The organism is Sphingobacterium sp. G1-14 (genome assembly GCF_002196555.1).
In the GTDB taxonomy this organism is placed as follows: Bacteria; Bacteroidota; Bacteroidia; order Sphingobacteriales; family Sphingobacteriaceae; genus Sphingobacterium; species Sphingobacterium siyangense.
The window spans coordinates 519,759-544,827 of record NZ_CP021381.1 but is presented as its reverse complement, the minus strand read 5'-3'; the positions used below and the strand labels follow the sequence as shown (position 1 = coordinate 544,827).

Here is a 25,069-nt window from a genome sequence, read left to right as displayed (position 1 = left end):
AATTATAAAACCTCCGGTGCTAATGATACAATTTTCATGAACTGTTTCTCACGCAACTCTCTGGCAACAGGGCCAAAGATACGTGTACCACGTGGTTCATCATTATTATTTAATAATACAGCGGCGTTGTCATCGAAACGGATATATGAACCATCTTTACGACGGATTTCCTTTTTCGTTCTAACCACTACTGCTTTAGAAACGGAACCTTTTTTCACGTTTCCTGAAGGCATAGCGCTTTTCACCGATACAACAATCTTATCTCCGATTGATGCATAACGCTTGCGCGTACCGCCCAATACACGGATTACTAAAACTTGTTTAGCACCGCTATTGTCAGCTACATTAAGTCTTGATTCTTGTTGTACCATGTTATTTAGCTCTTTCTATAATTTCTACTAATCTCCAGTTTTTTGTTTTACTCAGCGGACGAGTTTCCATGATTAATACCGTATCGCCGATACCGCAGGTATTAGTTTCGTCATGAGCTTTAAATTTAGTAGTTTTTTTAACGAACTTACCATAGATCGGGTGTTTCACTTTACGTTCCACTGATACCACGATAGATTTGTCCATCTTGTTGCTAACTACTAAGCCGATTCTTGTTTTTCTTAAATTTCTTTCCATTTCGACTTTAAATTTTACGCCTCAGAGGCTGTTTCATTTTTAGCTGCAGCTTTGCGTGCACTGATCTCTGTACTGATACGAGCGATAGTTTTGCGTGCTGCTTTGATCACGTTAGGGTTCTCAATAGCTGAAACAGCATGTGCAAATTTCAATTTTGTAAGGGCTGTTTTCTCTTCTACAAGACGAGCTTTTAAGTCCTCATTAGATAATTCTAAAATTTCTGAATTTTTCATGTTTTTTCAGTTGTTATTTGGGTTATCATCGCTTTATATATAGCGTTAGGGGTAACGGCCCTAACGCTTAAATGATGACATTACCAAGATTTTTATGCTTCAACGTAGTCTCTACGAATCACAAACTTAGTTTGAACCGGAAGTTTTTGCGCTGCAAGGCGTAAAGCTTCTTTGGCAATTTCCAAAGGCACACCTTCTGCTTCAAATAACATACGGCCTGGGCGTACTACTGCTACCCAGTATTCTGGAGCACCCTTACCTTTACCCATACGTACCTCTGCAGGTTTTTTCGTAACAGGTTTGTCAGGGAAAATACGAATCCAAACTTGACCTTCACGTTTCATATAACGTGTAACCGCAATACGAGCTGCCTCGATTTGACGACTAGTGATCCATGCTTGCTCCATTGTTTTGATACCGAAAGAACCGAAAGCTAACTCCGCTCCACGAGAAGCGTTACCTTTCATGCGGCCTTTCTGCATCTTTCTGAACTTCGTTCTTTTTGGCTGTAACATGTTCGTATACTTTTTAAATCTGCTTTTTCAGCAGGTTTTTGTTGTAATCTAAATAACTATTAATCTTTTTTCGGACCACGGTTGTTTCCACCACGGTTTCCACCACGGTTGTTTCCACCGCGACCACCTTTGTTGTTACGGTTGTCACGACGCTCGCCACCACCTTCGTGGTTGCCACGTGATTTTACACCAGATGCTTGACCAATGTTTGGAGATAAGTCACGTTTACCGTAAACCTCACCTTTACAGATCCAAACTTTGATACCGATTTTACCGTATGTAGTCAATGCTTCAGCTAAAGCGTAGTCGATATCAGCACGCAATGTGTGTAAAGGAGTTCTTCCTTCTTTGTATTGTTCAGTACGCGCCATTTCAGCACCACCTAAACGACCAGAACACATGATTTTGATACCTTCTGCACCCATACGCATGGTAGAAGCGATTGAAGTTTTCATTGCACGACGGAATGAAATACGTGCCTCTAATTGTTTAGCGACACCTTCAGCTACTAACTTAGCATCTAACTCAGGGCGTTTGATCTCGAAAATGTTGATTTGAACATCCTTTTTAGTCAGTTTTTTCAACTCTTCTTTGATCTTGTCAACTTCTTGACCACCTTTACCGATAACGATACCTGGACGAGCAGTGTGAATTGTAACAGTGATACGTTTTAAAGTTCTTTCGATAACAACTTTAGCTACACCACCTTTTGCAATACGAACAGAAAGATATTTTCTGATTTTTTCGTCTTCAACTAATTTATCGGAATAGTTTTTACCTCCGAACCAGTTAGAATCCCAACCTTTGATGATTCCTAATCTGCTACCTATTGGATTTGCTTTTTGTCCCATTTCTCAATAAATTAGTTTTGTTCAACGTTTAATTTGCTATCAACTACCAACGTAACGTGATTTGAACGTTTACGAACTCTGTATCCGCGACCTTGAGGAGCTGGACGCAATCTTTTCAATTGACGACCGCCACCTACTGATACTTCTTTTACAATTAGTTCGCTTTCTTCCACTGATTTACCTTCGTTTTTGGCTTCCCAGTTTTTGATTGCAGATAATAATAATTTTTCTACACGAGCAGCAGCTTCTTTACTTGAGTGTTTCAAAATGTATAATGCATTTTCAACACGTTGACCGCGAATTAAGTCTACCACTAAACGCATCTTACGAGGCGAAGTAGGGCAGTTCAATAATTTGGCATCCGAAGCTCCTCCTTTTTGAGCTTTCTCTTGCTCTTTGCGTTGTCTAATTAAGACAGACTTTTTAAGTTTTTTTGTTGCTTCCATTACCTATTATTTTTTCTTTTCTGCGTGGCCTCTGAATGTACGCGTAGGCGCGAATTCACCAAGCTTGTGACCTACCATATTCTCTGTTACATAAACAGGGATAAATTTATTCCCGTTGTGCACTGCGAAGGTATGGCCAACAAAATCAGGTGAAATCATTGATCTACGAGACCATGTTTTGATAACTGACTTTTTGTTAGTTTCATTCATAGAAAGAACTTTTCTTTCTAAGTTGTGATCGATATAAGGACCTTTTTTAATTGAACGAGCCATTATTTTTTCCTTCTCTCAATGATGTAACGATTCGATGTTTTCTTCTTGTAACGTGTTTTGAAGCCTTTAGCTAATACACCTGTACGTGAGCGTGGGTGACCTCCTGAAGTACGGCCTTCACCACCACCCATAGGGTGATCTACTGGGTTCATCGCAACACCACGAACTCTTGGACGACGACCTAACCAACGTTTGCGACCTGCTTTACCTAACACTTGGTTAGATCTTTCATGGTTCGATACTGAACCAATTGTAGCAACACAAGTCAATAAGATCATACGTGTTTCGCTCGAAGGCAATTTGATGATGGCATATTTACCATCACGAGCAGACAATTGAGCATAAGTACCAGCCGAACGAGCAATTGAACCACCTTGACCAGGATTTAATTCAATGTTGTGGATGATAGAACCCAATGGAATGTTTGCTAATGGTAATGTATTACCAACTTCTGGGGCAACTTTATCACCTGCGATTACAGTTTGACCAACTACTAAACCAGCTGGAGCAAGGATGTAACGTTTTTCACCATCAGCGTAATGCAACAAGGCAATACGAGCAGTACGGTTTGGATCGTACTCGATAGTAGCTACTTTTGCAGGGATATCTTTTTTATCGCGTTTGAAATCAATTAATCGGTATACTTTTTTATGTCCCCCACCGAGATAACGCATAGTCATTTTACCGGAGTTATTACGACCGCCTGATTTCTTGTTGATTTTTACTACTAACGATTTTTCAGGAACGTTTGTAGTAACATCAGAGTAGTCAGCGCCTACTCTAAAACGAGTACCAGGGGTTACCGGTTTGAATCTTTTAACTGCCATTTTTTATTATATAGTACTGTAAAAGTCAATAGTTTCGCCGTCTTTAATAGTAATGACAGCCTTTTTATACTTAGGAGCTCTACCAGATACGAAACCTGCTTTTGTGTAACGGCTTTTTGCTTTACCAGCTACTACTGCAGTGTTTACAGCAAGAACTGTAACACCAAACATAGCCTCAACAGCTGCTTTAATCTGGATTTTGTTTGCTCTGTGATCTACTTTGAAAGCGTAACGGTTTAATTTCTCCGTTAACATAGAAGCTTTCTCAGTCAAGATAGGTTTTTTAATAATTTCCATATTACTTAGCTAATGCTTCCTCCAAAGATTTAACAGAATCTGTAGTCAACAATAATTTTGTTGCGTTCAATACATCATATGTATTTAAATCAGATGCAACAATAACTTTTGCTTTTTTCAAGTTTCTGCTTGATTTATAAACAATTTCATCGTAAGCTGGCAATACCAACAATGTTTTCTCATCAGCTACATTCAACGCATTGATTAAAGCAACATAGTTTTTAGTTTTGATAGCATCGAATTTTACTTCATCCAATACCACAATGTTATTATCTTTTGCTTTGTAAGACAATGCTGATTTACGTGCTACTTGTTTCAATTTTTTGTTCAATTTGAACGAGTAGTCACGAGGTTGAGGACCGAATACACGACCACCACCATTAAACAATGGAGATTTGATAGAACCCGCACGAGCACCACCAGTACCTTTTTGTTTGTGTAATTTACGAGTAGAACCCGCGATTTCGTTACGTTGTTTAGATTTGTGAGTTCCTTGGCGTTGGTTCGCTAAGTATTGTTTCACATCCAAATAGATCGCATGATCGTTAGGCTCTAACCCAAATACCGACTCAGGAAGTTGCACCTTGGCACCTGTTTCTTTACCTGATAAATTTAAAACTTTAACTTCCATCTCTACTATTTGTCTACGATTACATAAGAACCTTTAGCTCCTGGAATGGAACCACTAACAACGATAAGGTTTTGCTCAGCGTAAACTTTCAACACCTGTAAGTTTTGAACTTTAACTCTGTCACCACCTGTACGACCAGCCATGCGCATACCTTTGAATACGCGTGAAGGCCATGATGAAGCACCTAATGAACCTGGAGCACGTAATCTGTTGTGCTGACCGTGAGTCGCACCACCTACACCACCAAATCCATGACGTTTCATTACACCTTGGAAACCTTTACCTTTTGAAGTACCGACTACATCTACGTACTCACCTTCTTCAAAAAGAGTAACGTCAACTACGTCACCAAGTTGTTTTGCATCTGGGAAAGTTTTAAACTCTACCAACTTACGCTTAGGCGTTGTGTTTGCTTTCGCAAAGTGCCCTTTCAAAGGAGCTGTCGTGTTTTTCTCCTTAGCTTCGTCGAAACCAAGTTGAATTGCCGAGTAGCCATCCTTTTCTTCCGTACGTATCTGCGTAACCACGCACGGCCCGGCCTGAATCACTGTACAAGGAATATTTTTCCCATCAGCGTTAAACAGGCTCGTCATTCCTACTTTTTTTCCAATAATACCTGACATGTTGTAAATTAATTAATTAAAAGTCCTTCGAAGCAGTAGGGCTTCGCTCAAGACATACTATTCCCATTAAGGGACTGCAAAGTTACAAACATTTTTATAACTGTCAAATAATTAGTGAATTATTTTTTTTATTTTCTAGATCTTTTCTTTATCCGCGTCAAATTTCCGAATAATACCTATCCAGCTCTCCGCTCCGATTAAATCACCTCCAGAAAAATAAAATTACTTGCATTTATTTCTGCTGCCATACAGTTGTCACAGATCACCCTAATTTTGAACTATCGTACAACGCAGAAGGCGATGTATTGCTTACTATAAAAACTTTAAAATACGAGAATCATGAAAACAGAAATCATTTCCAAAAGCGAGCTACTTCAGCATTGGTTAGGCCACAGAAACCTGACAAGACAGACTATTGAAAAATTTCCAGAAGAAGGATTGTTCAATTACAAAGTAGAAGGCATGCGCACTTTTGCAGATATGATTAAGGAGCTATTAGGTATTGCTGCGCCAGGTCTCCAAGAAATTGTCACCAACAAGAGCGGCGAACTCAATGAGAATCTCAGTTATTCGACCAAAGCACAATTGCTTCAGGCCTGGGATGAAGCTACTCCTCAGATCAGTGAATTGTTCAATCAAATTCCAGAAGAACGCTTTGCCGAAGAATTCAACCTATTCGGCCAGTACAAATCGCCAGTCATTCACAGCATCCTTTATTTTATCGATAATGAAATCCACCACCGTGGCCAAGGATTTGTTTATCTAAGATTACTTGGTATAGAACCTCCATTTTTTTGGGAAAGAGGGTAGTTAGTCACCTCCTCAAAAACTCATACTCGCACCGATTATCCATTGCGCCGATCTTGAGTCCGTGTTATTCCCACTATTTGAGCATCCTTCGATTTCTATTCGCCCCTCTTTCTGGTCTGATTCGTGCCCTATCGCACATAAATGCGGGGTGAGAAATGTCCATTCCTGAAAAAGGTTTACAAAAACCGAATATTAAAATCTTAAATTTAATATTATGAAAAAGCGTATGACAAAACGTAAATCAGGGGGACAGCAAGTTTACAGTGATAGCTTCAAGATCCTCGTTTCCAGAGAATACCTTGCCGGCAAGCTGAGTTATTCGCAACTTGCCCAGAAGTACAATCTTCCGGGGGAAGCCACTCCGCGGTATTTTATGAAATGGTACCAGCAGTGGGAAAACAATCTGGAGCTGGAAGTTTCCCAGACTGTTGAGCCAGAAGACACTGGGGTGAAAAATGAGCAGGATCTCAGGGATGAACTCTTCCAGGCGAACCTCAAAATTACTGCCCTGGAGATGTTGATCAAAAAAGCGGAGGAGCTCCATGGGGCTGATTTTGTAAAAAAGTCTGGGGCCAAATCGTCCAAGAAATGAAGTCGTGTTACCAGAATGTTTCGGTCTCCAGACTTTGTGGACTATTTGGCAGAACAAGGCAATCCTACTATAAATATATGGGCAGAGAACAGGAATACTCCGTTCGCAGCGGGCTTGTGCTGGCGCGGGTACGTGAAATTCGGAAGGACTCCCATCGCATGGGTACCCTTAAACTCCGCAGCATATTGGTCAAAGAAATGGGTAGTGCGATGGTTGGACTGGGAAGGGACGCTTTCTTCAGACTGTTGCGCGAAAATGACCTTTTGGTCAAATGCAAACGCAGGTATGCCATCACCACCCAGTCCGACCACCGTTTCAAAAAGTGGCCCGACCTTGTGCAGCGCAGGCAGGCCCTGCGTCCCGAGCAGATATGGGTAAGTGACATCACCTACATCCGCATCCGGGACAAATGGATCTACCTGTGCCTGGTCACAGATGCCTATTCCCGAAAGATCGTGGGCTACAAACTTACGCACAGGCCAACAGCACAGGCCTGTATATCAGCGCTCAGGATGGCAATATCACATAGAATGTATCCACAGAGCGATCTGACCCACCACTCCGATCGCGGCATCCAGTATTGCAGTACAAATTATGTCACTATATTGCAGGAAAATAGGATTACAATAAGCATGACACAATCCGGAAGCCCGTACGACAATGCCGTGGCAGAAAGGCTAAATGGCATCCTAAAAAGCGAATATCGCATGGCTGAGACCTTTCCAGACTACAAAACGGCACTTGCACAGCTGGTCAAGGCAGTCAATATATACAATCATTTTAGGCCACATATGTCCTGCAATATGATGTCTCCCCAGCAGGCACATCAGCAATTGCAGAACCAAAAAGTTCCCAAAATGTTTCAAAGACGTAACGCTGAGTCAAAAAAGTTCCGCAGCAAAACTAGGGAAACTGTGGTTAGGGAAAGGACAACCGATAACAGTCAGAAAACGGACAATGACAACCAAATCCAGTAGAAAAAATAGGATGTAAAATCTATATAGTAATCTGTTCGGTAAATGTAAACCTATTTCAGTATAAGACAAAAGAAGTACAACCGTGGTGACTCCGAGTTTAACTCGGAGTCACCACGGACTCATGTCAGACTCACCACGGATACAAGCTGACTCTGACACGAAGCAGGCTCGAACAGATACCGAAGGCATATCGAATCTCTGCATCCGCAGTTGCTCAAAAAACAACTGTAAATTAGGTTATGGATAGTATCTTTTAGATTTGTTCCAAAGCCGATGAAAGCAGACGCTTTACGACCTCTTTTAACGATTCGGGTTCAATAATTGTTCCTTTATCAGCAAACATCAGATACCAGCGCGCAAAGCCGTTCTCCATATTAATGCATTCGAAATGCATCTCTACATAATTATCGGTGACAGTTTCCTTTTGGAAACCAAAATAGTGACGATCCCATTCCATATAGCGGGCCATATCCTTATCTACTTGCACAACGACTTTTGTCGTGGGAACGTCATGACGTTTATTCAGAAAGAAAGATAACTCGGGATGCTCTTTTCCAAAATCTTCGGCAAGTATTCTAATATTGTTTATTCTGTCCAAACGGAATTGCCTGTAATCTTGTCGTAATCTACAAAAAGCGAGGACATACCAAAACTTGCTCTCCACAAAAATACCCACAGCTTCGATTTCACGCCTTTCTGGAGTTTTATCCGAAGGTTTGGAATAATAGATTTCCACACATTTTTTAGCAGCGATGCTTTCGATCAGTATATTGGTGCCATGGGTTAGCTTCTCATTGAATTGATGACGCCCACCGCGCACCAGAAAGTTATCCCCAACTAAGGCTACCTGTTCTTTTTCGTTACCCCGTAATATGGCTTTCATTTTTAGCAATGCTGTTGTAAAATGATGCGCAAGATTCCGATCTGTATACTTTTCCACCAGTTTCTCCGCTGCCACAAAACTCAATGCCTCCTCTCGGGTAAATTGCAGAGGTGGCATTTTATATCCCTCCACCAAAGAATAACCGCTTCCCGCTTCACCGTAAATCGGAATCCCTGCTTGCATCAGGGATCTGATATCACGATAAATCGTACGCGGACTTACTTCATAGCGTTCTGCCAAAGCAGCAGCAGTGACCACAGGTTTAGCCTGTAGATGCATATAAATAGCAAGTATGCGGTCGAATCTCTTTTGAATATCGGTCATTGGGATAAAAGTACAACAAAAAATACACCGATTTAAGCTTTAAAGTGCAAAGTTAGCTCTCAAACATAATGATAATTCGCTATTCGAAAACTACAATTACAACTATCATATTCTAAATTCATATCCATAGTCCAATCTTAATTTAACCAGGTATTTTTTTCCGATCGTGTAACTTCCAGTAACCATGAGCTCTTCTTAAGGTTCCAACTAGCTTCTGTTTAAATTTGGGTGTACCTGAGAAGTCTAATTTCTCTAAAAAGCTAATAAAAATTGTATTCTGTACCTTCTTATCAACCAAAGGCAAATTTTCGTTAAGAAAAGCTACCACAGCATCAAATAGATCTGAGTTGTCATCATCTATAGCTTTCTGAATATACCGTTTAAGACTTCCCATTTGTAAAGTAATAGAAAAACTATAATCTTCATCCAGAATTTCTTCTTCTAAATTTGGAAATATCCTAATCAAATCGGCGATAAATAAATCTTTATTTTTCATAGCACAATATCAAAACATATTATTCATATCTCTTCTAGCTCTATTTAAGTTGAATAATCTCAAAAATGGCAAAGCTTTAAATTATAAAGCCTTGCCACTAATCTTATCTTTGCACATAACATCTTTCTAAGCCAGCTTATGGATTCCGTCGAAAACAACTATATAACCCCACAATAGATGGAATTCGAGAAGTCTCCCTCCAGTGTATCCCACACACCAACATAAACATGGAGATCACCTGTTTTTCTGCTTATCTCCTCAAATTGCAACGAGCAGGTGCCCTGATTGACATTGGCAATAGAGGTTCTTAGATGCGACTCGGCATCTAAGCTTATCAATCCCAGATTGATTTTATATATGCTACTTTTATACTGATCATCTACAGTCCAGCTAAGATCAATCTGGTCGCCATCCAAGCTTACTTGACAGTTGGCTAATGGGGTAAGCGGACCCGAAAACAGCAATAGCTTTTCAAGGTTAACAAAAGGCTTATTCTCTTCATCTAATTCAAGAGTTTCTTTAAAAATGTGGCGCTGTGCCAATTGGAAAGCACCTACACGACTTCCCTTTTTCGCTAGAGACTGATAGCCAAACTCAAGAATTCTTTTATTCCATGCGGCAAACTTACCTGCAATTTTCTGTTTTTCTCTATTTAATAGCTCGGCCTCGCTAGGCGGAGACGTTCGTTTTCTTTTACCGCCGCGTATGATATTTTGGCCATTCAATAGGTAAGCATTCACCGAACCAAATTTCCCAACAATAGGGCCGTTCGGACCATTTTGTAAAATTGCCATAAAGTTTCTCTCCTTTTGTTTATAATTAATTGGTATATAAATTATTACCAAGATAACACCAAATTCCCTATTAAAAGAGGAGTAACACTATTTTTACTAGGGGTTAGCAGGGGGTTAACAGGGGTATTACCCCTGTTAACCCCCTGCTAACCCCCTGTTATACCCCTATAAAAGCCCTGTTAATATAGAAATTGATATAAGCTAGATATTGTTATGTGCACTAGATGAAAGAGCCTGTATTTGACAGAGAATAGGATCAAATACGACATGAAGAAACATGTCGTAAGATAGAGCGGGTTCAATCCTATAAAACAAAAAAAGTGAAGTACCTTACATACTTCACTTTTCCACATCGTGTTAATAACTTTGTTGAAAACTCAAAAAAAATAGCTCTTATTGCTTGATTACCTTTTCTCCAAGGGGCAACCGGTCATATCGCACCAATGTTTCTACATAGAAGAAATGGACATAGGTCAAGCACACACTATAATTACAAAAAACACCTTTTCATTTAGATAAATTGACTAAAGATATTCAATCAACAGCGAAGATGTCTTATCGTTAAAGTTTAAGATTGACAAATCAATGGTATGTCCAGTTAATAGCGCAGAATCTCCTGTAAAATCTCCATTTTCATAGAGTGTAACCTTAAAACCTTTTGGAATACTAATACTGCTCAGTTGGTCGTTCGTAACACCCAGTCCTTGCAAATCAGTAAGACTGTAACTTCCAATGCCAAGCTGTTTATACCAGCCACGGAAAGGAGTATCACCATACAATGTCACATTGGTCATAGGCGAAGTACTTAAAGATGGCCCATAAGAGTTAATATAGTAACGCAAATCAGTATATCTGTTGAAACTAGGATTTAACTTTTTCAGGAAACCGAACATCTCGCCTTTCATAATGGATGCCATCTGGACAAAAGCATAGCTGGATCCTGCCGCATTAAACGGTTTATTATAATCAGCTCTAGTTTTGTCAGGAGCCCATTCGGTGTTGACAAATTCAAGATGAATATTATTGTCAGGATCCAAGACATAAGGGGCCATAAAAGAGACCGCATCCCTAATAGATCCACCCAAGACTGGCGTATCATTGGGATTAATTCTTAAATTAACCCATTTTGTAGCACGGTGATTTACCAAACTATCAAGCATATGCCGGCCTCGTTTGATATAAAAAGTGCGACCAATCTGTCCGATAAACTCTAGATCATACACATGATAGGCAAAGGCATCCCTGCCAAGAAAATCTACGCTAGCCCCATCCGCACGATAATTTTTATTATGATGAGTACTAAAATCTGACGTCGCTTGGTTGATAAGCGCTCCATCATTCAGTATATAAGCGATATCAATCATCAACAGATTACGGATAGTTTCCCAATTATTGGTTCTGACCGATTGAGTTTTGTAAAAGTTATATCTTGTCCGTAACCAATTGTCGATCGTCATCCTGCTGTTAGCATCAATTTTTGCACGAATAAGTGAATATCCTGTAAGAAATGGAAGATATATACTTTCATCGGGAGTTTGGCTTGTTGCTGCGTTAACGGCTGCCCAAGAAAGAAGAAATTCCTTCGCCTTATCAACATATTGCCCTGCATTTGCCTGCTCCTGAAACAAAAAATATTGTAGCGCCAACGAATACACCTTAGCTGCATCAGTCTGCACTTTATTCTTGCCATCGGGATCTGAAATTTTTGCAACCGGAACAGGAACTGTATTCAATGCATCATTTGCTTTAACAGTAACTTGATTGTTTATTAGCGTTTGGGCGGCGGATAATGTTGCTAGATCAAGCTGAATGGAGTCAAAGGTTACTTTATCCATGACTAGGTTGCTATAAAAGTTTGGCCCCGATGCTGTATAATCAATTTTCAATTTTGGTCGAAGTCCCACATCCTGTGCTTCTTTAGACTGAAAGTCGGAATAAAATGAAGTAGAACCGGAGGTTTTTCGCTGTGCGACAATCTTAATAGACAATTTTCTGTCCGAATCCAAAGCTTCTTGAATCACTGAGGAGGGAATATCGAGATAGACAATTCCATTTGTAACTTTTAGTTTTCCATTGACTTCTCCAAGCTTTGTCCCTGTCGCTGGCGCATTATTCCAATTGATCGTTTTCTCACCCCAATCTTTTTCAAGCGTTGTGTAGTACAGCCACTTGGCATTTGCTGTATCCGCAGCACTGGAAACCCCACCAGCCAATTCAACACGTGCTGACTGTACACTAGCAACATTGCTGGGCAATGCGGTCAGATCAAAACGCAGATAGATATCCCTTCGATAACCTGGAGCATCATCTTTGGCAATCAGCCAACTATTATCACCATAATTGGTACTGGCGTTAGTCCCATCCTGAACATACGCATCTGCGACGGGCAAAAGGCTGACCTCATTTGCGGAATCAAAAGTAGCTGCTTTTTTTTGCAGCTGAGCAATAGAGCTTTCGGGCTTTAGCATATCCTTATGACAGGCCATCATTGCCGAAAGTGTGCTCATCAGTGCGACTGCAATGAATCTGAGTTTACTGTTTGTTGTTCTCATTCTTTGTTAGATTTATGATATTGGTAGTTTATAATTGGAACAATATGCCTCTAATACATCCGGGAGATGTAGATCATATTGTTTATCTATTGCTACTAATGGAACAGCCCTGAACAAGAGATCCTCCCAATGAAAATTTCTCTTGGCTATTTACCTCTTTTTAGCTCGCTCTGAAATGGATAGTTCTTTCCACGGCTACGTCCTTTAAAAACGATAAGAACTGAACCATCTTTCCATATCAAAGGAGCAGGATTTGATATATGTTTATGGTTCATGATCTATTGTGACCTAATAAAAAATTCGCTCTAAAAATTGTAGTATTCAATAGAATTATTATCATGTCTTTGAAACAATAAATCAAACATTGTTTCAAAGACTAGGCACTTATGATAGTTTCTATGGCTTGATTACCTTTTCTCCTTGGAGCAACCGATCATACCGAACCAATGCCTCTACATAATAGTAATCAGCATAGGTTAAAGGAACATCAACCTCTGTTTTATGTGGAATCGAACCAACACTATGTTTTAAAATATAGCCACCGGCTTCTTTATAATCTGCTTTGTAGGGTTTAGATGATAAAGACCGCAACATCTGCTCAGCCTTTGAGATATACAGCTGGCTTTCACCACCTGTTGTGTATTGCGCCAGTTCCAGCAAAGCCGAAGCGGTCACCGAAGCGGTCGACACATCACGAAGATCTTTCTGGCTATAATATTTACTATCCGGAGTAAGCTTGTTCTGGTCCATATCCCAATAAGGTATCAGATCTTTTGGAAGATTGGGATGATTCAGATAAAACTGTGCAATATGTCGAGCTTGCTCCAAATATTTCTTGTCGCCGGTCTCGCGGTACATCATCGTATAACCATACAGTCCCCAAGACTGTCCCCTAGCCCATGCAGACTCATCAAACGCACCTTGAGCAGTCTTTCTCGAAATAATGCTTCCATCCTTTGGATTGTAATCCACGACATGGTAGGAACTGTAATCTTTTCGGTAGTGATTGACCATCGTTGTATTGGCATGTTGCACCGCAATATCACGATAACGCTTATCACCTGTCATTTTGGAAACTTCCGTCAGAAACTCCAGGTTCATCATGTTGTCAATAATCACTGGGTAAGTCCAAGGCTGGCCATCCCAGTTTTTGCCCCCATCCCATGAACGGATAGTTTTGGGTGCTTCGTGGAAACGGGTCGCCAATGAGGCTGCTCCGGTACTTAAAATTTCCTTATAAGCAGCCGAATCTCCCGTCAAGCGTAATGCATTACCAAAGCTGCAGTACAACATAAAACCCAAATCATGTGTCCCCTTGTTGTTCTTTTCCTTCTCGAGTTCCTTCAACTTACTTTTGGCTTCCGTTAATAGCTTCTCATCTTTGGTATATTCATAGAGATAGAGCACTGTACCGGGATAAAATCCAGAACACCACCAGCTTGAACCCCAATTCACATATTTACCATCTTTATAGGTTGTAGGCATATCCGATTCATCGATCGATGCTGCGAGGTAGGCGATCTGCTTGTGTGCATTTTCTAAATTGGTACGGACAAATTCTTTGTCAAGCCCCAATTTCACTGTCCCTAAGTTTCGCTGACTAGAACAGGAAATTCCCTGCATTCCTAGTCCGATCATTAAAGCCCCCGTAATATAGTGTTGTATCTTCATTTTATCCAGTCCTTAATCTTTGCTTTTTTATTCTTTTTTCGTTTAATAACTTACATAATAGTCCTTGGGAAATTGCTCAGCATTCCAGCATTTTTGGGAAGTCCAGGGTTGTGGAGCACAGGTCCAGAACTCATCGTCTGCCGGTAACCCCAATGGCAAGAATGACAGAGAGGCCACATACATCGAGCCTGCGTTTGTATAGTAATCTGCGAGATTGGATTGTTTATCACCCACTACGCCCATACGCAGCCATCCTGAGGGTGCAAAGGTTTTGTCAATATAAATATGGCGGAGTATCGTGGTCAATGCGGCTCTGACCTGACCCTTCGAAATATCTTCGGGCAGCTTATTTTCTAGAGCAACAGTCGCTAGAGGCTGGAATGCGGCATTTTTATAAGTTGAGGAGCGTCCAACAACGACATAATGCCCTTCCGGAGAGATCATGCGTTCCAGGTGATGCGCATAACGCTGCATTCGTTTATAGGCTCGCTCATACATTTCCTTGTATTTTCCTCCCGCTGAAATGTTATGACGCAGTGACTCCACCTGCATACAATGGATCACATAACCATTGTAGTGATCAAAACTAAAATGGGCACCATCACTATACCAGCCATCCCCCACATACCATTCCTGATCAAATTTATTGACTGCATAATCGATCTTTTCCCGTGCACATTCCTCTCCTATGCTGTAAAGAAATGTTTCTGTCATTGCCGCAAACAGCAGCCAATTGCTCTCATTCGGCTTAATTTTGCGCAATAGTTTGAATTCTTCAACGACTCTTTTCTTAGTGCCTTGGTCCAAAGGATGCCATAAAGCCTGTGGGGCCCTCAAAAAAGCCAGTGCAAGATGCGCCGCATCTACGAGTGTTTGGGATGAAGGGCCTCGCCAGGTAAAATAATCCGGCGATTTAGGATCTACACCATACTTTATCCCCAGTAGCGCCTGGTCGCGTAATTGCTTGCGTAATTTACCTTCCTCGGTTGCGTCATCCGCTAATGCCAGCCAAGGAGCCATTCCAGCCAACAAACGACCGAAAGCTTCCAGGTATCCGACTCCAGGGTCTCTACTATCGAAAGTAGGACTCACTTCCATCGGCATATTTTTACGCCATTGTTGCTTACTGATATTGCTCAATATGGGAGCTGCCATCTTATGTAAAATAGACACCCAATAGGCACGATCGTTCTCGCCGTAATTATTTCTTTCCGATGCGGCAACATTGGCTTTCGCTTCACCAGCAAAAGATGTCGCCAGGGCTCCCATTCCGGCACCGCCCAATAGTTTTAATAAGAGTCTTCTTTTCATTGACATTGGTTTATAACGAACACAATCGAAGTGTTACACAAAACATTAAAAATCTTTATTTTAACTAAAAAAAACAAACAAAAAGAAATCAATCGCTCGAGCAAACGATTGCATGAGCGATTGATAACAACTTCTTTACAGGAGACAGAAAAATCTTCTCCTATTTCTTAATCGTCCCAGCCACTATTTTGTGTCAAGGCTGTGTTCCGTTCCCGCTCCACTTGTGGGATTGGCCATGTATAGAGTTGATCACCTCTCCAGTCATACGGAGAAACGACTCCTCCCCATGCTTGTTTAATACCATTTCCTGTATAAAAAGAAGTCTCTTTCAATGTTTTCCAACGCAACTCGTCAAAATAAATAACACCTTCACACATCAACTCACGACGGCGTTCTTCACGAATTTCTTTTCGGAGATCCTGCTCACCAATTCCTAAGGGTAATTCTCCAACTCCTGCACGCTTTCTTACCTCATTTACCTTTAATACTGCCTCGCTAGGCTTTGTTGACTCATTCAATGCCTCCGCCCATAGCAAAAGGATATCTGCATAACGCATGACGATATAATCATATGCTCCAGCTTCTCTATTTGGTATACCTGGATTAGCACCTTCGTAAACAAACTTACGTGGGTAGTAGTAAAAATTAGGGACGATATCCGTTCTCAAATCAAATACGCCACCAAACTCCTGTCTATATGGCCATCTTGACGTAAAGGTTTGATCTGTTGCACCATTGGCTCCCACAAATGTAGAGTAAGGTAAAATCATATTACTTGCTAGTCTAGGATCACGATCTTCATAGGCTTTCTTCAGGCGTTCTTCATTACCGGTAGGCAAATACAAAGACATATCAAGCTTGTTTGTAGTCCGTTTGTCAATATTCGATATTTCAGTAGCGGTCAAATTATTCCGCAAGAAAAACACCTCCCTTTGGCCCGGTGCCATCTGATTATAGCCTGGCAAGTAATCGTCCCAATTAAACTTAGATCCATCTTTGCGTTGATAGCGGTCTGCAGCATCAGGGTGTACTAAATAAGTATTCCAATTGGACCCAAATGCTGAACGTGATCCGAATCTAAATTGGTAATCGGAGCCATATCCTGCCAAAGCCATATTTTGGATGCTAAATATAATTTCGGGACTTTGTTCATTATCTCCTTTAAATAGAGATGCATAATCGCTAAATAAACTGTGTCCCAAGCTTTTGACTTGTTCGAAATCAGCGATTGCTTTTGCCCACTCTTTTGTATACATATAAACCTTGCCACGGAGCGCATAAGCGGCAGATTTTGTCACCCTACCAAAGTTTGCATTTCCTTTATCATAGCGATTCGGTAACTGAGCTTCGTTGATACAATCCGTGAGATCTTTAATGATAAAGCTCCAAACTTCCTGTTCAGTATTCCTTGGTTTATCAACTTTGTCCCATTCTATTGGATCGGTATAAATAGGCACTCCTTTATACAACTGATTCAATCGATAATAGTAATAGGCGCGTAAGAATTTTACTTCTGCAGTTAATTTAGCCTTTTTCTCTGCTCCCACTGGTGACACATTGGCTATCCCATAGATCGCATTATTGCTCCGATGGACACCTTCATATAAATTTTGCCAAGTGGATGAAAAAATTCCGGATGAACTTGTGGCAGTTGCATTCATCAAAGTTGAATTATCCCGGCCTTGGAGAGTAACATAGGAATCATATACATAAAGCATCTGACCGAGGCGCAAACCTTGATATACACCATTTACACCTTGGTCCGTAAGGTTTTCAGTTAGCCACATATTATTGGTCAATACCTGTGTTTTAGGTACTGTATCCAATAAATCCTTCTGACAAGCAGAAAACAATGTTGCTGAACCGAGAGTCACGCTAAGCAATATTTTTTTACTCCACAAATTATATTTTTTTATATTATTTTTCATAATCTTTCTCTTTTTAGAATCCAATATTCAAACCAAAAGCAAACTGTTTCATTGTTGGATATTCTGCTCCTGCACCAACTTCTGGATCTAACCCCGGAAAATCAGTAAACATCAATAGGTTCTCTCCAGAGAAAAATACCCTTAGACTACGTACTTTAACTTTTTCAGTTAGTTTCTTATCAAACGTATAACCTATTTGCAAATTTCTAAGCTTTAAAAAATTTGCATTATACAACCAATAATCGCTTGCCTGATTATTGATATTTTCTGCAGAAGTTCCGTATTTCAATCTAGGGAAATATCCATTTTGATTGGTACGTGGATCATTTGGTGCCGCCGGGTTATAGAAATAATGGTCATCTGCAATACGAGTGGTTACCTGGTTACCAAGGATCAACACATTGTTATTATAACCAGCATCTGTCCAATAATACTGTCCTCCAGCCTCTCCTGCCCAAATCATAGACATATCAAGACCTTTATAAGAGAATCCGAGATTAAATCCATAGATATATTTAGGACTTGTCGACGTTCCGGTAAAGTACTGGTCGGCATTATTTCCATAAATACCATCTCCGTTCAGATCGGCATAGATCAAGTCTCCATAATACATCCGTGCATTCGAACCATAGCTATCCGCAATGGCTTGAGATGAGGTTACAAAAGAATAACCAGCAGCTTTCATCGCTTTTGCCCACTCGTAATCCTGATCCGTACGGATCATCCCTGTAGTAGGTCCACCGTTAACATTGACGGATCCGTCGGAATTAAAATAACTACCATTTCCTCTATATACTTGACGTAAATAGAATTCATCCAACTGGTATCCCTCAAGTCTTCGGTTTACACCACCTGTAGATACATCACCTAAATTAGTCTGCCATACCATTTTTCCCGTTCCGTCATCAACCATACCTTGAACCAGCTTACCCTCGTATTCCGTAACTTTATTTTTATTATACGAGAAATTACCACCAATGTTATAACTGAAATCCCCGATCTTATCCCGCCAGTTCAGGTTAAGCTCAATTCCTTTATTACGCATAGCGGCTTGGTTATAAAAGGGAGCACTAGCAGTACCCGCAGTAATTGGCATTTGTGCTGTACGAATAATATTTGAAGTTTTACGATCGTATAAACTTAGTTCCACGGATGCACGTCGGTTTAATGTTGCAAATTCCAATCCAAGCTCCTTATTTTCGGAATCTTCCCATTGCAACAAGTTATTGCCAAAACGTGACAATCTAAGACCATTAGCCTGCGCGCCGTTGAAAGAATAACCTACCTGGCCATACACACCATGCCATCCATATACGTTCAGATCGTCTCCGCCATCATTCCCTAATTTACCCCACGATCCACGAATTTTAATATCTTGCAAATAAGGATCTACCGCCTTCATAAATGATTCCTTAGACAATATATATCCTAACGAAACAGAAGGGAAAGTACCATATTTCTTGCCAAGACCAAATTTTGATGAACCATCTCGGCGTAAACTAAATTCGGCTAAATATTTCCCATCATAATCGTAGCTAAAGCGACCGAAAAAAGAACGCATGGAGTTATCAGATTCTGCGCCGGAGATGCTATTCATCTCGGTTCCTGTACCGATATTAGTAATGGTAGCATCTATCAATCCTTTTGTAGAAGCACTAAATCCAGAATCGTTGTAATAAAATTCATTATGACCAACTAATGCACCAATCGTATGTTTACCAATCGTCGTGTTATAACGCAATACGTTATCAAAAGATTTTCTGTAAATTTTATTATAGGACTGTCCAGTCGTCGAGGTCGCAAGGTTAACAGGAGTCGATGTAATCGTCATGGTTGAAAAGTCATACCGTGGTGACGGATCAGACCAGGTTTTCACTTCATCAAATCGGCTCTGATAGTTAAATTTGGTCTCAAATGTCAAACCCTTCCAAAGTTTAACATTTGCAAATAAGGTTGCGTTGAGCCGTGTACGTTCATTACTTCCTTTATTATCGTAAAGGTAGGTCAATAAATTGTTCAGCTGAGATGATTCTCCGGAGCTGAGCACAGCGCTTCCAAACTTACTGTCATACATTGGGTAAATACCTGGTGTAGTTTGCCGCAAAAAATTATACAGATTGGCATCTGAAGCCATAGAACGTTCTTCTTTAACAACAAATGTCTGTGTACCCACGGTCAGGAAGTTGGTAACATCTGTCTCCAGATTCACCCGCCCTTCATAGCGTTTCATCCCTGTATTGTGCATAATGCCAGGGTTATCCTGTATTCTTCCAGATAGATTGTAGCGGATATTTTCACTCCCCCCCAAAACACTGACATTATGACTTTTTAACCAGGCATTCTCATAAATCCAATCGCCCCAGTTTGTATTCGGATATGCGACATAATTTGGTATGCCCTGAGCAGTCAAACCATTTGGATCAGCATTTGCCGCCGTCCAGGTATCAATAGCACTTTGCGTATATGGGCCTTTCTCGCCGATATTTTCTGCGGCCTCTTGAAACAAGCTCATATGTCTCAAATAATCGCTTACAAATTCAGGCTTTGCGCTTGGCGTTGTTCTCGAAAACAAACCTGAATATTTTATTTGCGGCGCTTGTCCGCCTTTTCCTTTCTTCGTTGTAATGACAATAACTCCATTCGCAGCCCGCGCACCATAGATAGCTGCCGAAGACGCGTCTTTTAATACTGATATTGTTTCAATATCTTCCGGATTTACTGCATCCATTACCCCCTGAATACCGTCAATAATGACAAGAGCATCATTATTGTTCATGGTACCTGTACCGCGTACGCGAATGGTTGCTCCATCACTACCAGGCTTACCATTACCGACTTTGACTTGGACACCGGCTGCAAGCCCCGAAAGTGCCGAAGATACGTTCGTTACCGCTCTACTTTCAAGCTTCTTGCCATCAATCGTCGCAACCGACCCTAACAATTTCGCCTTCTTCTGTTGTCCGTACCCCACGACTACAACTTCATCAATGGCAGCACTTGCACCGTCCATAGTTACATTGACGACATTGCGACCATTGACAACAACCTCTTGATTTTGATAACCGATATAGGAAACTAAGATGGTTGCATTGGAGCCAACTGACAATGAATAGGTACCGTTTGCATTTGTAGAAGTAGAAACACTTCCACCCTTTTCTCGAATCGTTACACCCGATAAAGGTGCTCCTTGACTGTCTGTAATCCGCCCCGTAATTGAAATTTTCTGTTGTGCCATACTCGCACCCACAGTAAACATCATCATAGCAGACAGTCCAACTTTGTAAAACTTTGCCATACTTTAGGAAATTAGTTTTATAATAAAAATTGGTTGTTTAATAGGTCAAAGATGAGTCTATAAGCAAATTAAGAGGGGTGAAATTCATAAATATTTGGGGGTAAAATCTTAAATTTGACACAAATACCCCATAACCATGAGCATACTACCTATTTTATCGAGACATTTTTTACTGCTGATATCCATCATTTCCATTGGTCATACCCAGAATCTGAAATTTGAGACACTGAGCCAGGAGAACGTATTGGATAAACAGGCGGTATTAACAATTGCTCAAGATAAACAAGGTAAACTGTGGTTCGGTGGCGGAGCCAACCTTTTTGTCTACGACTCCCAAAATATCACCAATATCCTCGTACAGGATACGGTATTTAAAAAGGTAGATTACATTAACAAGATTGCCATCAACGCAAATAATGCCCTTTTTATTGCTACAGCAACGCAGTTATTTATTTTCGACATCGACAAACGTAAAGCCGTATTTAAACAGGGAAAACCTTTTCAGGAAAAAATTGCTGTTACCGACATTCAGTTTCTTTCAGACCAGATATTTTTGTGCACTGACAAAGGACTCTATCAGGCTGTCCCGACAGCTGGCACCTACAATCTCAAGAAAATTCTTGACCGTCCGCGGGTGCAATCCATTATTCAAACTAGCCCCAACAACTATATAATAGCCAGTTACAATGGCATAGAATCTTTTTCATTGCAAAATAATCAGGTCCTCCATATCCAGAATCTGATACTGCCTGCGCTCCCTTTAAAAGAACGTATTTTCTGTGCCCTATATCTCCATAAAAACATCCTGTGGGTTGGCACAAAATTGCATGGAATATTCCAATATAACTTCGCTGATAAAAAATGGAATAACTTAACAGAAACAAATAGCAATCTGCTCAGCAATAACATCCGGAAAATTGTCCCAACTAAACAGGGAGACCTGCTGATCGGTACATTAAAAGGACTCTCCATCTTTAATGGGGCACCACATTTCTTAAACTATAAACATAATACCTCCGTCAAAAACTCATTGAGTCAAAATTCAATCTATGATATTTTTATTGATCGACAACAGATCACCTGGATAGGAACTTATTTCGGCGGAATCAATGCCATCTACCCCGAACTGATCCCCATACAGCATTACTCAACACGTTCGCGTCCTGGTCTCAGCCTCAATAGTGATATCACCGGTAGCTTCGCCGAATCAGACAATGCCTATTGGATAGGAACGGAGGAAGAGGGAATCAACAAAATTGACAAAAGAACAGAAACGACCTCTCCTTTGTCAAAATTGACCCGGTCAAACCTGATCAAGGATCTATATGTTAGAGATAACAAAATTTATGCGGCACAGTATGGCGGGGGCTACTCCATTATCGATGCACAATCTGGAAACACACAACACTTTTACCTGGAAAAAGATGTCTTGAATCTCAAAAACAATATTTATAGCATTTACGTCGATCCCGTACATCGCATTTACCTCGGAACCAATAAAGGGCTTTACATCGTCGATCCTGGAAAACCTGCAGCGTATAACGCTGCATTAAAAACAGGTACAATTGATGATATCCAAGCGGACAATAAACAGCAGACTTATTTTCTCAGAGGAGGTACACTTTTTCGCAAAAAACCGAATGAATCAAACATAAACCCAATAAAACAGCTGGATACATTGACGCTAGGTGGATTTTATGTTCATCCGAACGGGGACATCTGGCTGACATCCAAAGAGTATTTATATCATTTTGACCAGCGCGATCACTTAACCAAGGTATCTCGCTTTCCAAACAACTCATTAGGCTGGCCCATCTTTGTGAACAATCAGGTATGGCTTACCAGTAAAAATGGACTAATATGCTATAATCCCAAAACAAAAGATAGTTACCTCCTGAATCAGTATGACGGTTTACCGGTCAAAAATCTACTTGGAGCCAAAGTCTTTGCCAGCAAAACAGGAACACTATTCGTCACAACACTCAATGGTGTAGTTGCCATGGATACCCGAAAAATAATCTTCAATCAGACTATACCCGAGGTACTCTTCCGAAATATCTTTCTCGAAGAGACACCATTGAACTACGGACGGATTCAGAAAACGACAGATCCCAATAGCTATCAGCTCAAACTCCGACATGATGAAAACTTTGTTACGATTAATTTCTCAGGTTCTAATTTCATCAAACCACTAAAAAATAGATACCGATACAAGCTCGATGGTTTTGACAAGGATTGGGTTGAAACAAGTACTCCATCAATACGATATACCAACATTCCGGTCGGAATGCATACTTTGACCATATTCGCCAGTAACAACGATGGCATTTGGAGCAGTATCCCCCTACGGATCAACATCGATATTAAACCTCCCTTTTGGAGAACCTGGTGGGCCTATCTGTTGTATGTGGGCTTGTTCACCTTGGGTGTACATTTTGTCATCAAGTTTGTTGTCGAACGTGAGATGTTGATCAATTCAGAACGGGAACAGGAAAAGAAAATAAAATTCTTTACACAGATATCGCACGAAATTCGCACACCGTTGACGTTGATTACAGCTCCATTAGACGAAATTATCTCCGAAACGGCCAATCTGACTTCTACACAAAACAAAGTAAAACGGATAAAAAAGAATGCCAGTAAGCTCCTTGGTGTTATCAACGAGCTGCTGGACTTTAAAAAATTCGATGACAAACACTTTGTACTGAAGAAAACCGACATCTCTTTTAGAGAATACATAGAAGACACGTTCTACCTACTGAATGACCTTGCCAAAACAAAACATCTCAACTATTATATACGTCAGTTGGACGCAGTAGGATTACAATCCATTGATACCCTGCAGTTTGATAAAGTGATGTTTAATCTACTATCCAATGCCATCAAATATACACCCGAATATGGTACAGTTTACCTTGAGCTGATCGAAAGCGATGACTCATTTTCCATAAACATAGTTGATAATGGCATTGGTATTGCCACAGACAATCAGTTCAAAATATTTGAAGAATACTATCGTGAAGAACAAGCTAATGATGCAATCGGCACAGGCATTGGATTGGCACTTACCAAACAAATTGTGCAGCAACACAACGGAGACATTCGTTGTTTTTCGAAGGAGGATGAAAAAGGAAAATGGACAATATTTACCATAAACCTACCGAAACAAGCTGGCGAGAAAATAGAGCCGCAAGCGGTAGATATCCTTGCAAAAGAAACAGAAGACATTAGCATACACAGACTAGGCACATTCGACACTTCCTTGCAACAAACGATTTTAATTGTAGAAGACAATAAAGAATTGTTAGCAACAGTTGTCAATCTATTTCAGGATACCTACACAGTCATTACAGCAGGTAATGGTGAAGAGGCTCTTCCCAAGGCATTGGAATATATCCCTGATCTGATTATTTCGGATCTAATGATGCCTTATATGGATGGTGCTCAACTCTGCCGAGCTATTAAAACAAATATGGCGACAAGCCATATTCCGTTCATTTTGTTGACGGCCGTAACAGACACCCATTCACAAACCTTAGCCCTGGAACACGGTGCAAATATCTATTTAACAAAACCCTTCGACAATAAACAGCTATTCCTTTCTGCTCAAAATCTCCTGGCTATCAGCCAGAAAAAGAGTAGAGAATTTCAGGTCAAAACAGCTTCATTCGACAATGAGCTTGATGCACAATTCATCTTATCCCTAAATGAATTGATCGAAGCTAATATCCAGTCAGATGGCTTTGATGTTAATTATATATCGCGTACAATGGGAATGAGCGCACCAATTCTCTATCGCAAGTTGAAGGCCATATCCAATTTGTCACTCAACAATTATGTCAAAACGTATAGGTTAAACAAAGCGAGAGAATTACTGACATCGACCATGAATATCAGTGAAGTGGCTTATACCGTGGGCTTTTCCGACAGAAAATACTTCAGCAAGGAATTTAAAAAACAGTTTGGATACAATCCATCGGAACAGACCGCGACGCCTAACCAAAGTAGCTAAACCCTGCTATATCGAATTGTGGTCTCTATAAGATCCAATAAACTCCGTAAGAGCCAATAAAAAGACAGAGGTGGCTACGCCACCTCTGTCTTTTAGCTTTA

Annotated in this window: 23 protein-coding genes; 4 read left to right on the top strand and 19 right to left on the bottom strand. The window is 40.5% G+C overall.

The features are described from left to right. Positions 1-2: 2 nt before the first annotated feature. The 11 genes from rplN to rplC form a co-directional block, all read right to left on the bottom strand. Positions 3-371, bottom strand: coding sequence for a 50S ribosomal protein L14 (rplN, locus tag CBM24_RS02340; RefSeq protein ID WP_046674873.1), 369 nt, complete (start codon positions 369-371; stop codon positions 3-5). A gap of 1 nt (position 372) precedes the next feature. After that, a complete protein-coding gene (gene rpsQ / locus CBM24_RS02335) occupies positions 373-627 on the bottom strand; it encodes a 30S ribosomal protein S17 (protein ID WP_046674872.1) in 255 nt (84 codons plus the stop codon). Between the two features lie 14 nt (positions 628-641). Next, entirely contained in the window at positions 642-860 is a 219-nt protein-coding gene (rpmC, locus tag CBM24_RS02330; protein WP_046674871.1) for a 50S ribosomal protein L29, read from the bottom strand. Between the two features lie 92 nt (positions 861-952). Beyond that, positions 953-1,375 (bottom strand): 50S ribosomal protein L16, encoded by a 423-nt coding sequence (gene rplP / locus CBM24_RS02325; RefSeq protein ID WP_046674870.1) that lies wholly within the window; start codon positions 1,373-1,375, stop codon positions 953-955. 59 nt (positions 1,376-1,434) lie between these two features. Next, the gene (gene rpsC, locus CBM24_RS02320) at positions 1,435-2,226 is read right to left on the bottom strand and encodes a 30S ribosomal protein S3 (protein WP_075990875.1); all 792 of its coding nucleotides are present in this window, start codon (positions 2,224-2,226) and stop codon (positions 1,435-1,437) included. A gap of 11 nt (positions 2,227-2,237) precedes the next feature. Continuing rightward, positions 2,238-2,672 carry a 50S ribosomal protein L22 gene (gene rplV / locus CBM24_RS02315; protein WP_070570408.1) on the bottom strand — a complete coding sequence of 145 codons (435 nt, stop codon included), beginning with the start codon at positions 2,670-2,672 and terminating at the stop codon, positions 2,238-2,240. Between the two features lie 6 nt (positions 2,673-2,678). Beyond that, positions 2,679-2,945 carry a 30S ribosomal protein S19 gene (rpsS, locus tag CBM24_RS02310; protein WP_002997495.1) on the bottom strand — a complete coding sequence of 89 codons (267 nt, stop codon included), beginning with the start codon at positions 2,943-2,945 and terminating at the stop codon, positions 2,679-2,681. After that, entirely contained in the window at positions 2,945-3,772 is an 828-nt protein-coding gene (rplB, locus tag CBM24_RS02305; protein ID WP_046674867.1) for a 50S ribosomal protein L2, read from the bottom strand. The genes rpsS and rplB overlap by 1 nt, the downstream gene beginning before the upstream one ends. 6 nt (positions 3,773-3,778) lie before the next feature. Next, the gene (rplW, locus tag CBM24_RS02300) at positions 3,779-4,069 is read right to left on the bottom strand and encodes a 50S ribosomal protein L23 (RefSeq protein ID WP_075990874.1); all 291 of its coding nucleotides are present in this window, start codon (positions 4,067-4,069) and stop codon (positions 3,779-3,781) included. 1 nt (position 4,070) lies between these two features. After that, positions 4,071-4,700, bottom strand: a complete 630-nt coding sequence (gene rplD, locus CBM24_RS02295) for a 50S ribosomal protein L4 (RefSeq protein ID WP_075990873.1) — start codon at positions 4,698-4,700, stop codon at positions 4,071-4,073. Positions 4,701-4,705: 5 nt separating this feature from the next. Next, the gene (rplC, locus tag CBM24_RS02290; protein WP_046674864.1) at positions 4,706-5,323 is read right to left on the bottom strand and encodes a 50S ribosomal protein L3; all 618 of its coding nucleotides are present in this window, start codon (positions 5,321-5,323) and stop codon (positions 4,706-4,708) included. A gap of 339 nt (positions 5,324-5,662) precedes the next feature. On the opposite strand from rplC, the gene CBM24_RS02285 reads away from it, so the two are divergent. The 3 genes from CBM24_RS02285 to CBM24_RS02275 all read left to right on the top strand — a co-directional run bounded on the left by CBM24_RS02285 (position 5,663) and on the right by CBM24_RS02275 (position 7,702). Continuing rightward, a complete protein-coding gene (locus tag CBM24_RS02285; RefSeq protein WP_088160089.1) occupies positions 5,663-6,133 on the top strand; it encodes a DinB family protein in 471 nt (156 codons plus the stop codon). Between the two features lie 214 nt (positions 6,134-6,347). Then, entirely contained in the window at positions 6,348-6,725 is a 378-nt protein-coding gene (locus CBM24_RS02280) for a hypothetical protein (RefSeq protein ID WP_075993755.1), read from the top strand. Then, positions 6,722-7,702: an IS3 family transposase gene (locus tag CBM24_RS02275; RefSeq protein ID WP_157698357.1), complete on the top strand. Its 981-nt coding sequence runs from the start codon at positions 6,722-6,724 to the stop codon at positions 7,700-7,702. Before CBM24_RS02280 ends, CBM24_RS02275 begins: the two co-directional genes overlap by 4 nt. 253 nt (positions 7,703-7,955) lie before the next feature. Here the strand turns inward: CBM24_RS02275 and CBM24_RS02270 are convergent, their stop codons facing one another. The 8 genes from CBM24_RS02270 to CBM24_RS02235 all read right to left on the bottom strand — a co-directional run bounded on the left by CBM24_RS02270 (position 7,956) and on the right by CBM24_RS02235 (position 20,956). Next, a complete protein-coding gene (locus CBM24_RS02270) occupies positions 7,956-8,909 on the bottom strand; it encodes a helix-turn-helix transcriptional regulator (RefSeq protein ID WP_075990871.1) in 954 nt (317 codons plus the stop codon). A 142-nt stretch (positions 8,910-9,051) separates the two neighbouring features. After that, entirely contained in the window at positions 9,052-9,405 is a 354-nt protein-coding gene (locus CBM24_RS02265) for a hypothetical protein (RefSeq protein WP_088160088.1), read from the bottom strand. A 158-nt stretch (positions 9,406-9,563) separates the two neighbouring features. Next, positions 9,564-10,199 (bottom strand): hypothetical protein, encoded by a 636-nt coding sequence (locus CBM24_RS02260; protein ID WP_088160087.1) that lies wholly within the window; start codon positions 10,197-10,199, stop codon positions 9,564-9,566. A gap of 524 nt (positions 10,200-10,723) precedes the next feature. Beyond that, the gene (locus CBM24_RS02255) at positions 10,724-12,751 is read right to left on the bottom strand and encodes a DNRLRE domain-containing protein (protein ID WP_088160086.1); all 2,028 of its coding nucleotides are present in this window, start codon (positions 12,749-12,751) and stop codon (positions 10,724-10,726) included. A gap of 396 nt (positions 12,752-13,147) precedes the next feature. Next, a complete protein-coding gene (locus tag CBM24_RS02250; protein WP_088160085.1) occupies positions 13,148-14,422 on the bottom strand; it encodes a glycoside hydrolase family 88 protein in 1,275 nt (424 codons plus the stop codon). Between the two features lie 42 nt (positions 14,423-14,464). After that, positions 14,465-15,733, bottom strand: coding sequence for a DUF2264 domain-containing protein (locus CBM24_RS02245; protein ID WP_088163432.1), 1,269 nt, complete (start codon positions 15,731-15,733; stop codon positions 14,465-14,467). A gap of 167 nt (positions 15,734-15,900) precedes the next feature. Beyond that, positions 15,901-17,661: a RagB/SusD family nutrient uptake outer membrane protein gene (locus tag CBM24_RS02240; protein WP_088160084.1), complete on the bottom strand. Its 1,761-nt coding sequence runs from the start codon at positions 17,659-17,661 to the stop codon at positions 15,901-15,903. A gap of 13 nt (positions 17,662-17,674) precedes the next feature. After that, on the bottom strand, positions 17,675-20,956 hold the full coding sequence (locus CBM24_RS02235; protein WP_075990867.1) for a SusC/RagA family TonB-linked outer membrane protein: 3,282 nt from the start codon (positions 20,954-20,956) through the stop codon (positions 17,675-17,677). Positions 20,957-21,092: 136 nt separating this feature from the next. Here CBM24_RS02235 and CBM24_RS02230 point away from each other — a divergent pair, with 136 nt between their 5' ends. Continuing rightward, on the top strand, positions 21,093-24,968 hold the full coding sequence (locus CBM24_RS02230) for an ATP-binding protein (protein WP_088160083.1): 3,876 nt from the start codon (positions 21,093-21,095) through the stop codon (positions 24,966-24,968). The last annotated feature ends 101 nt before the right edge of the window (positions 24,969-25,069 follow it).

Bases quoted from the DNA above. Each gene is read 5' to 3' on its own strand.
- rplN (WP_046674873.1), bottom strand. From the start codon at position 371: ATGGTACAACAAGAATCAAGACTTAATGTAGCTGACAATAGCGGTGCT.
- rpsQ (WP_046674872.1), bottom strand. From the start codon at position 627: ATGGAAAGAAATTTAAGAAAAACAAGAATCGGCTTAGTAGTTAGCAAC.
- rpmC (WP_046674871.1), bottom strand. From the start codon at position 860: ATGAAAAATTCAGAAATTTTAGAATTATCTAATGAGGACTTAAAAGCT.
- rplP (WP_046674870.1), bottom strand. From the start codon at position 1,375: ATGTTACAGCCAAAAAGAACGAAGTTCAGAAAGATGCAGAAAGGCCGC.
- rpsC (WP_075990875.1), bottom strand. From the start codon at position 2,226: ATGGGACAAAAAGCAAATCCAATAGGTAGCAGATTAGGAATCATCAAA.
- rplV (WP_070570408.1), bottom strand. From the start codon at position 2,672: ATGGAAGCAACAAAAAAACTTAAAAAGTCTGTCTTAATTAGACAACGC.
- rpsS (WP_002997495.1), bottom strand. From the start codon at position 2,945: ATGGCTCGTTCAATTAAAAAAGGTCCTTATATCGATCACAACTTAGAA.
- rplB (WP_046674867.1), bottom strand. From the start codon at position 3,772: ATGGCAGTTAAAAGATTCAAACCGGTAACCCCTGGTACTCGTTTTAGA.
- rplW (WP_075990874.1), bottom strand. From the start codon at position 4,069: ATGGAAATTATTAAAAAACCTATCTTGACTGAGAAAGCTTCTATGTTA.
- rplD (WP_075990873.1), bottom strand. From the start codon at position 4,700: ATGGAAGTTAAAGTTTTAAATTTATCAGGTAAAGAAACAGGTGCCAAG.
- rplC (WP_046674864.1), bottom strand. From the start codon at position 5,323: ATGTCAGGTATTATTGGAAAAAAAGTAGGAATGACGAGCCTGTTTAAC.
- CBM24_RS02285 (WP_088160089.1), top strand. From the start codon at position 5,663: ATGAAAACAGAAATCATTTCCAAAAGCGAGCTACTTCAGCATTGGTTA.
- CBM24_RS02280 (WP_075993755.1), top strand. From the start codon at position 6,348: ATGAAAAAGCGTATGACAAAACGTAAATCAGGGGGACAGCAAGTTTAC.
- CBM24_RS02275 (WP_157698357.1), top strand. From the start codon at position 6,722: ATGAAGTCGTGTTACCAGAATGTTTCGGTCTCCAGACTTTGTGGACTA.
- CBM24_RS02270 (WP_075990871.1), bottom strand. From the start codon at position 8,909: ATGACCGATATTCAAAAGAGATTCGACCGCATACTTGCTATTTATATG.
- CBM24_RS02265 (WP_088160088.1), bottom strand. From the start codon at position 9,405: ATGAAAAATAAAGATTTATTTATCGCCGATTTGATTAGGATATTTCCA.
- CBM24_RS02260 (WP_088160087.1), bottom strand. From the start codon at position 10,199: ATGGCAATTTTACAAAATGGTCCGAACGGCCCTATTGTTGGGAAATTT.
- CBM24_RS02255 (WP_088160086.1), bottom strand. From the start codon at position 12,751: ATGAGAACAACAAACAGTAAACTCAGATTCATTGCAGTCGCACTGATG.
- CBM24_RS02250 (WP_088160085.1), bottom strand. From the start codon at position 14,422: ATGAAGATACAACACTATATTACGGGGGCTTTAATGATCGGACTAGGA.
- CBM24_RS02245 (WP_088163432.1), bottom strand. From the start codon at position 15,733: ATGAAAAGAAGACTCTTATTAAAACTATTGGGCGGTGCCGGAATGGGA.
- CBM24_RS02240 (WP_088160084.1), bottom strand. From the start codon at position 17,661: ATGAAAAATAATATAAAAAAATATAATTTGTGGAGTAAAAAAATATTG.
- CBM24_RS02235 (WP_075990867.1), bottom strand. From the start codon at position 20,956: ATGGCAAAGTTTTACAAAGTTGGACTGTCTGCTATGATGATGTTTACT.
- CBM24_RS02230 (WP_088160083.1), top strand. From the start codon at position 21,093: ATGAGCATACTACCTATTTTATCGAGACATTTTTTACTGCTGATATCC.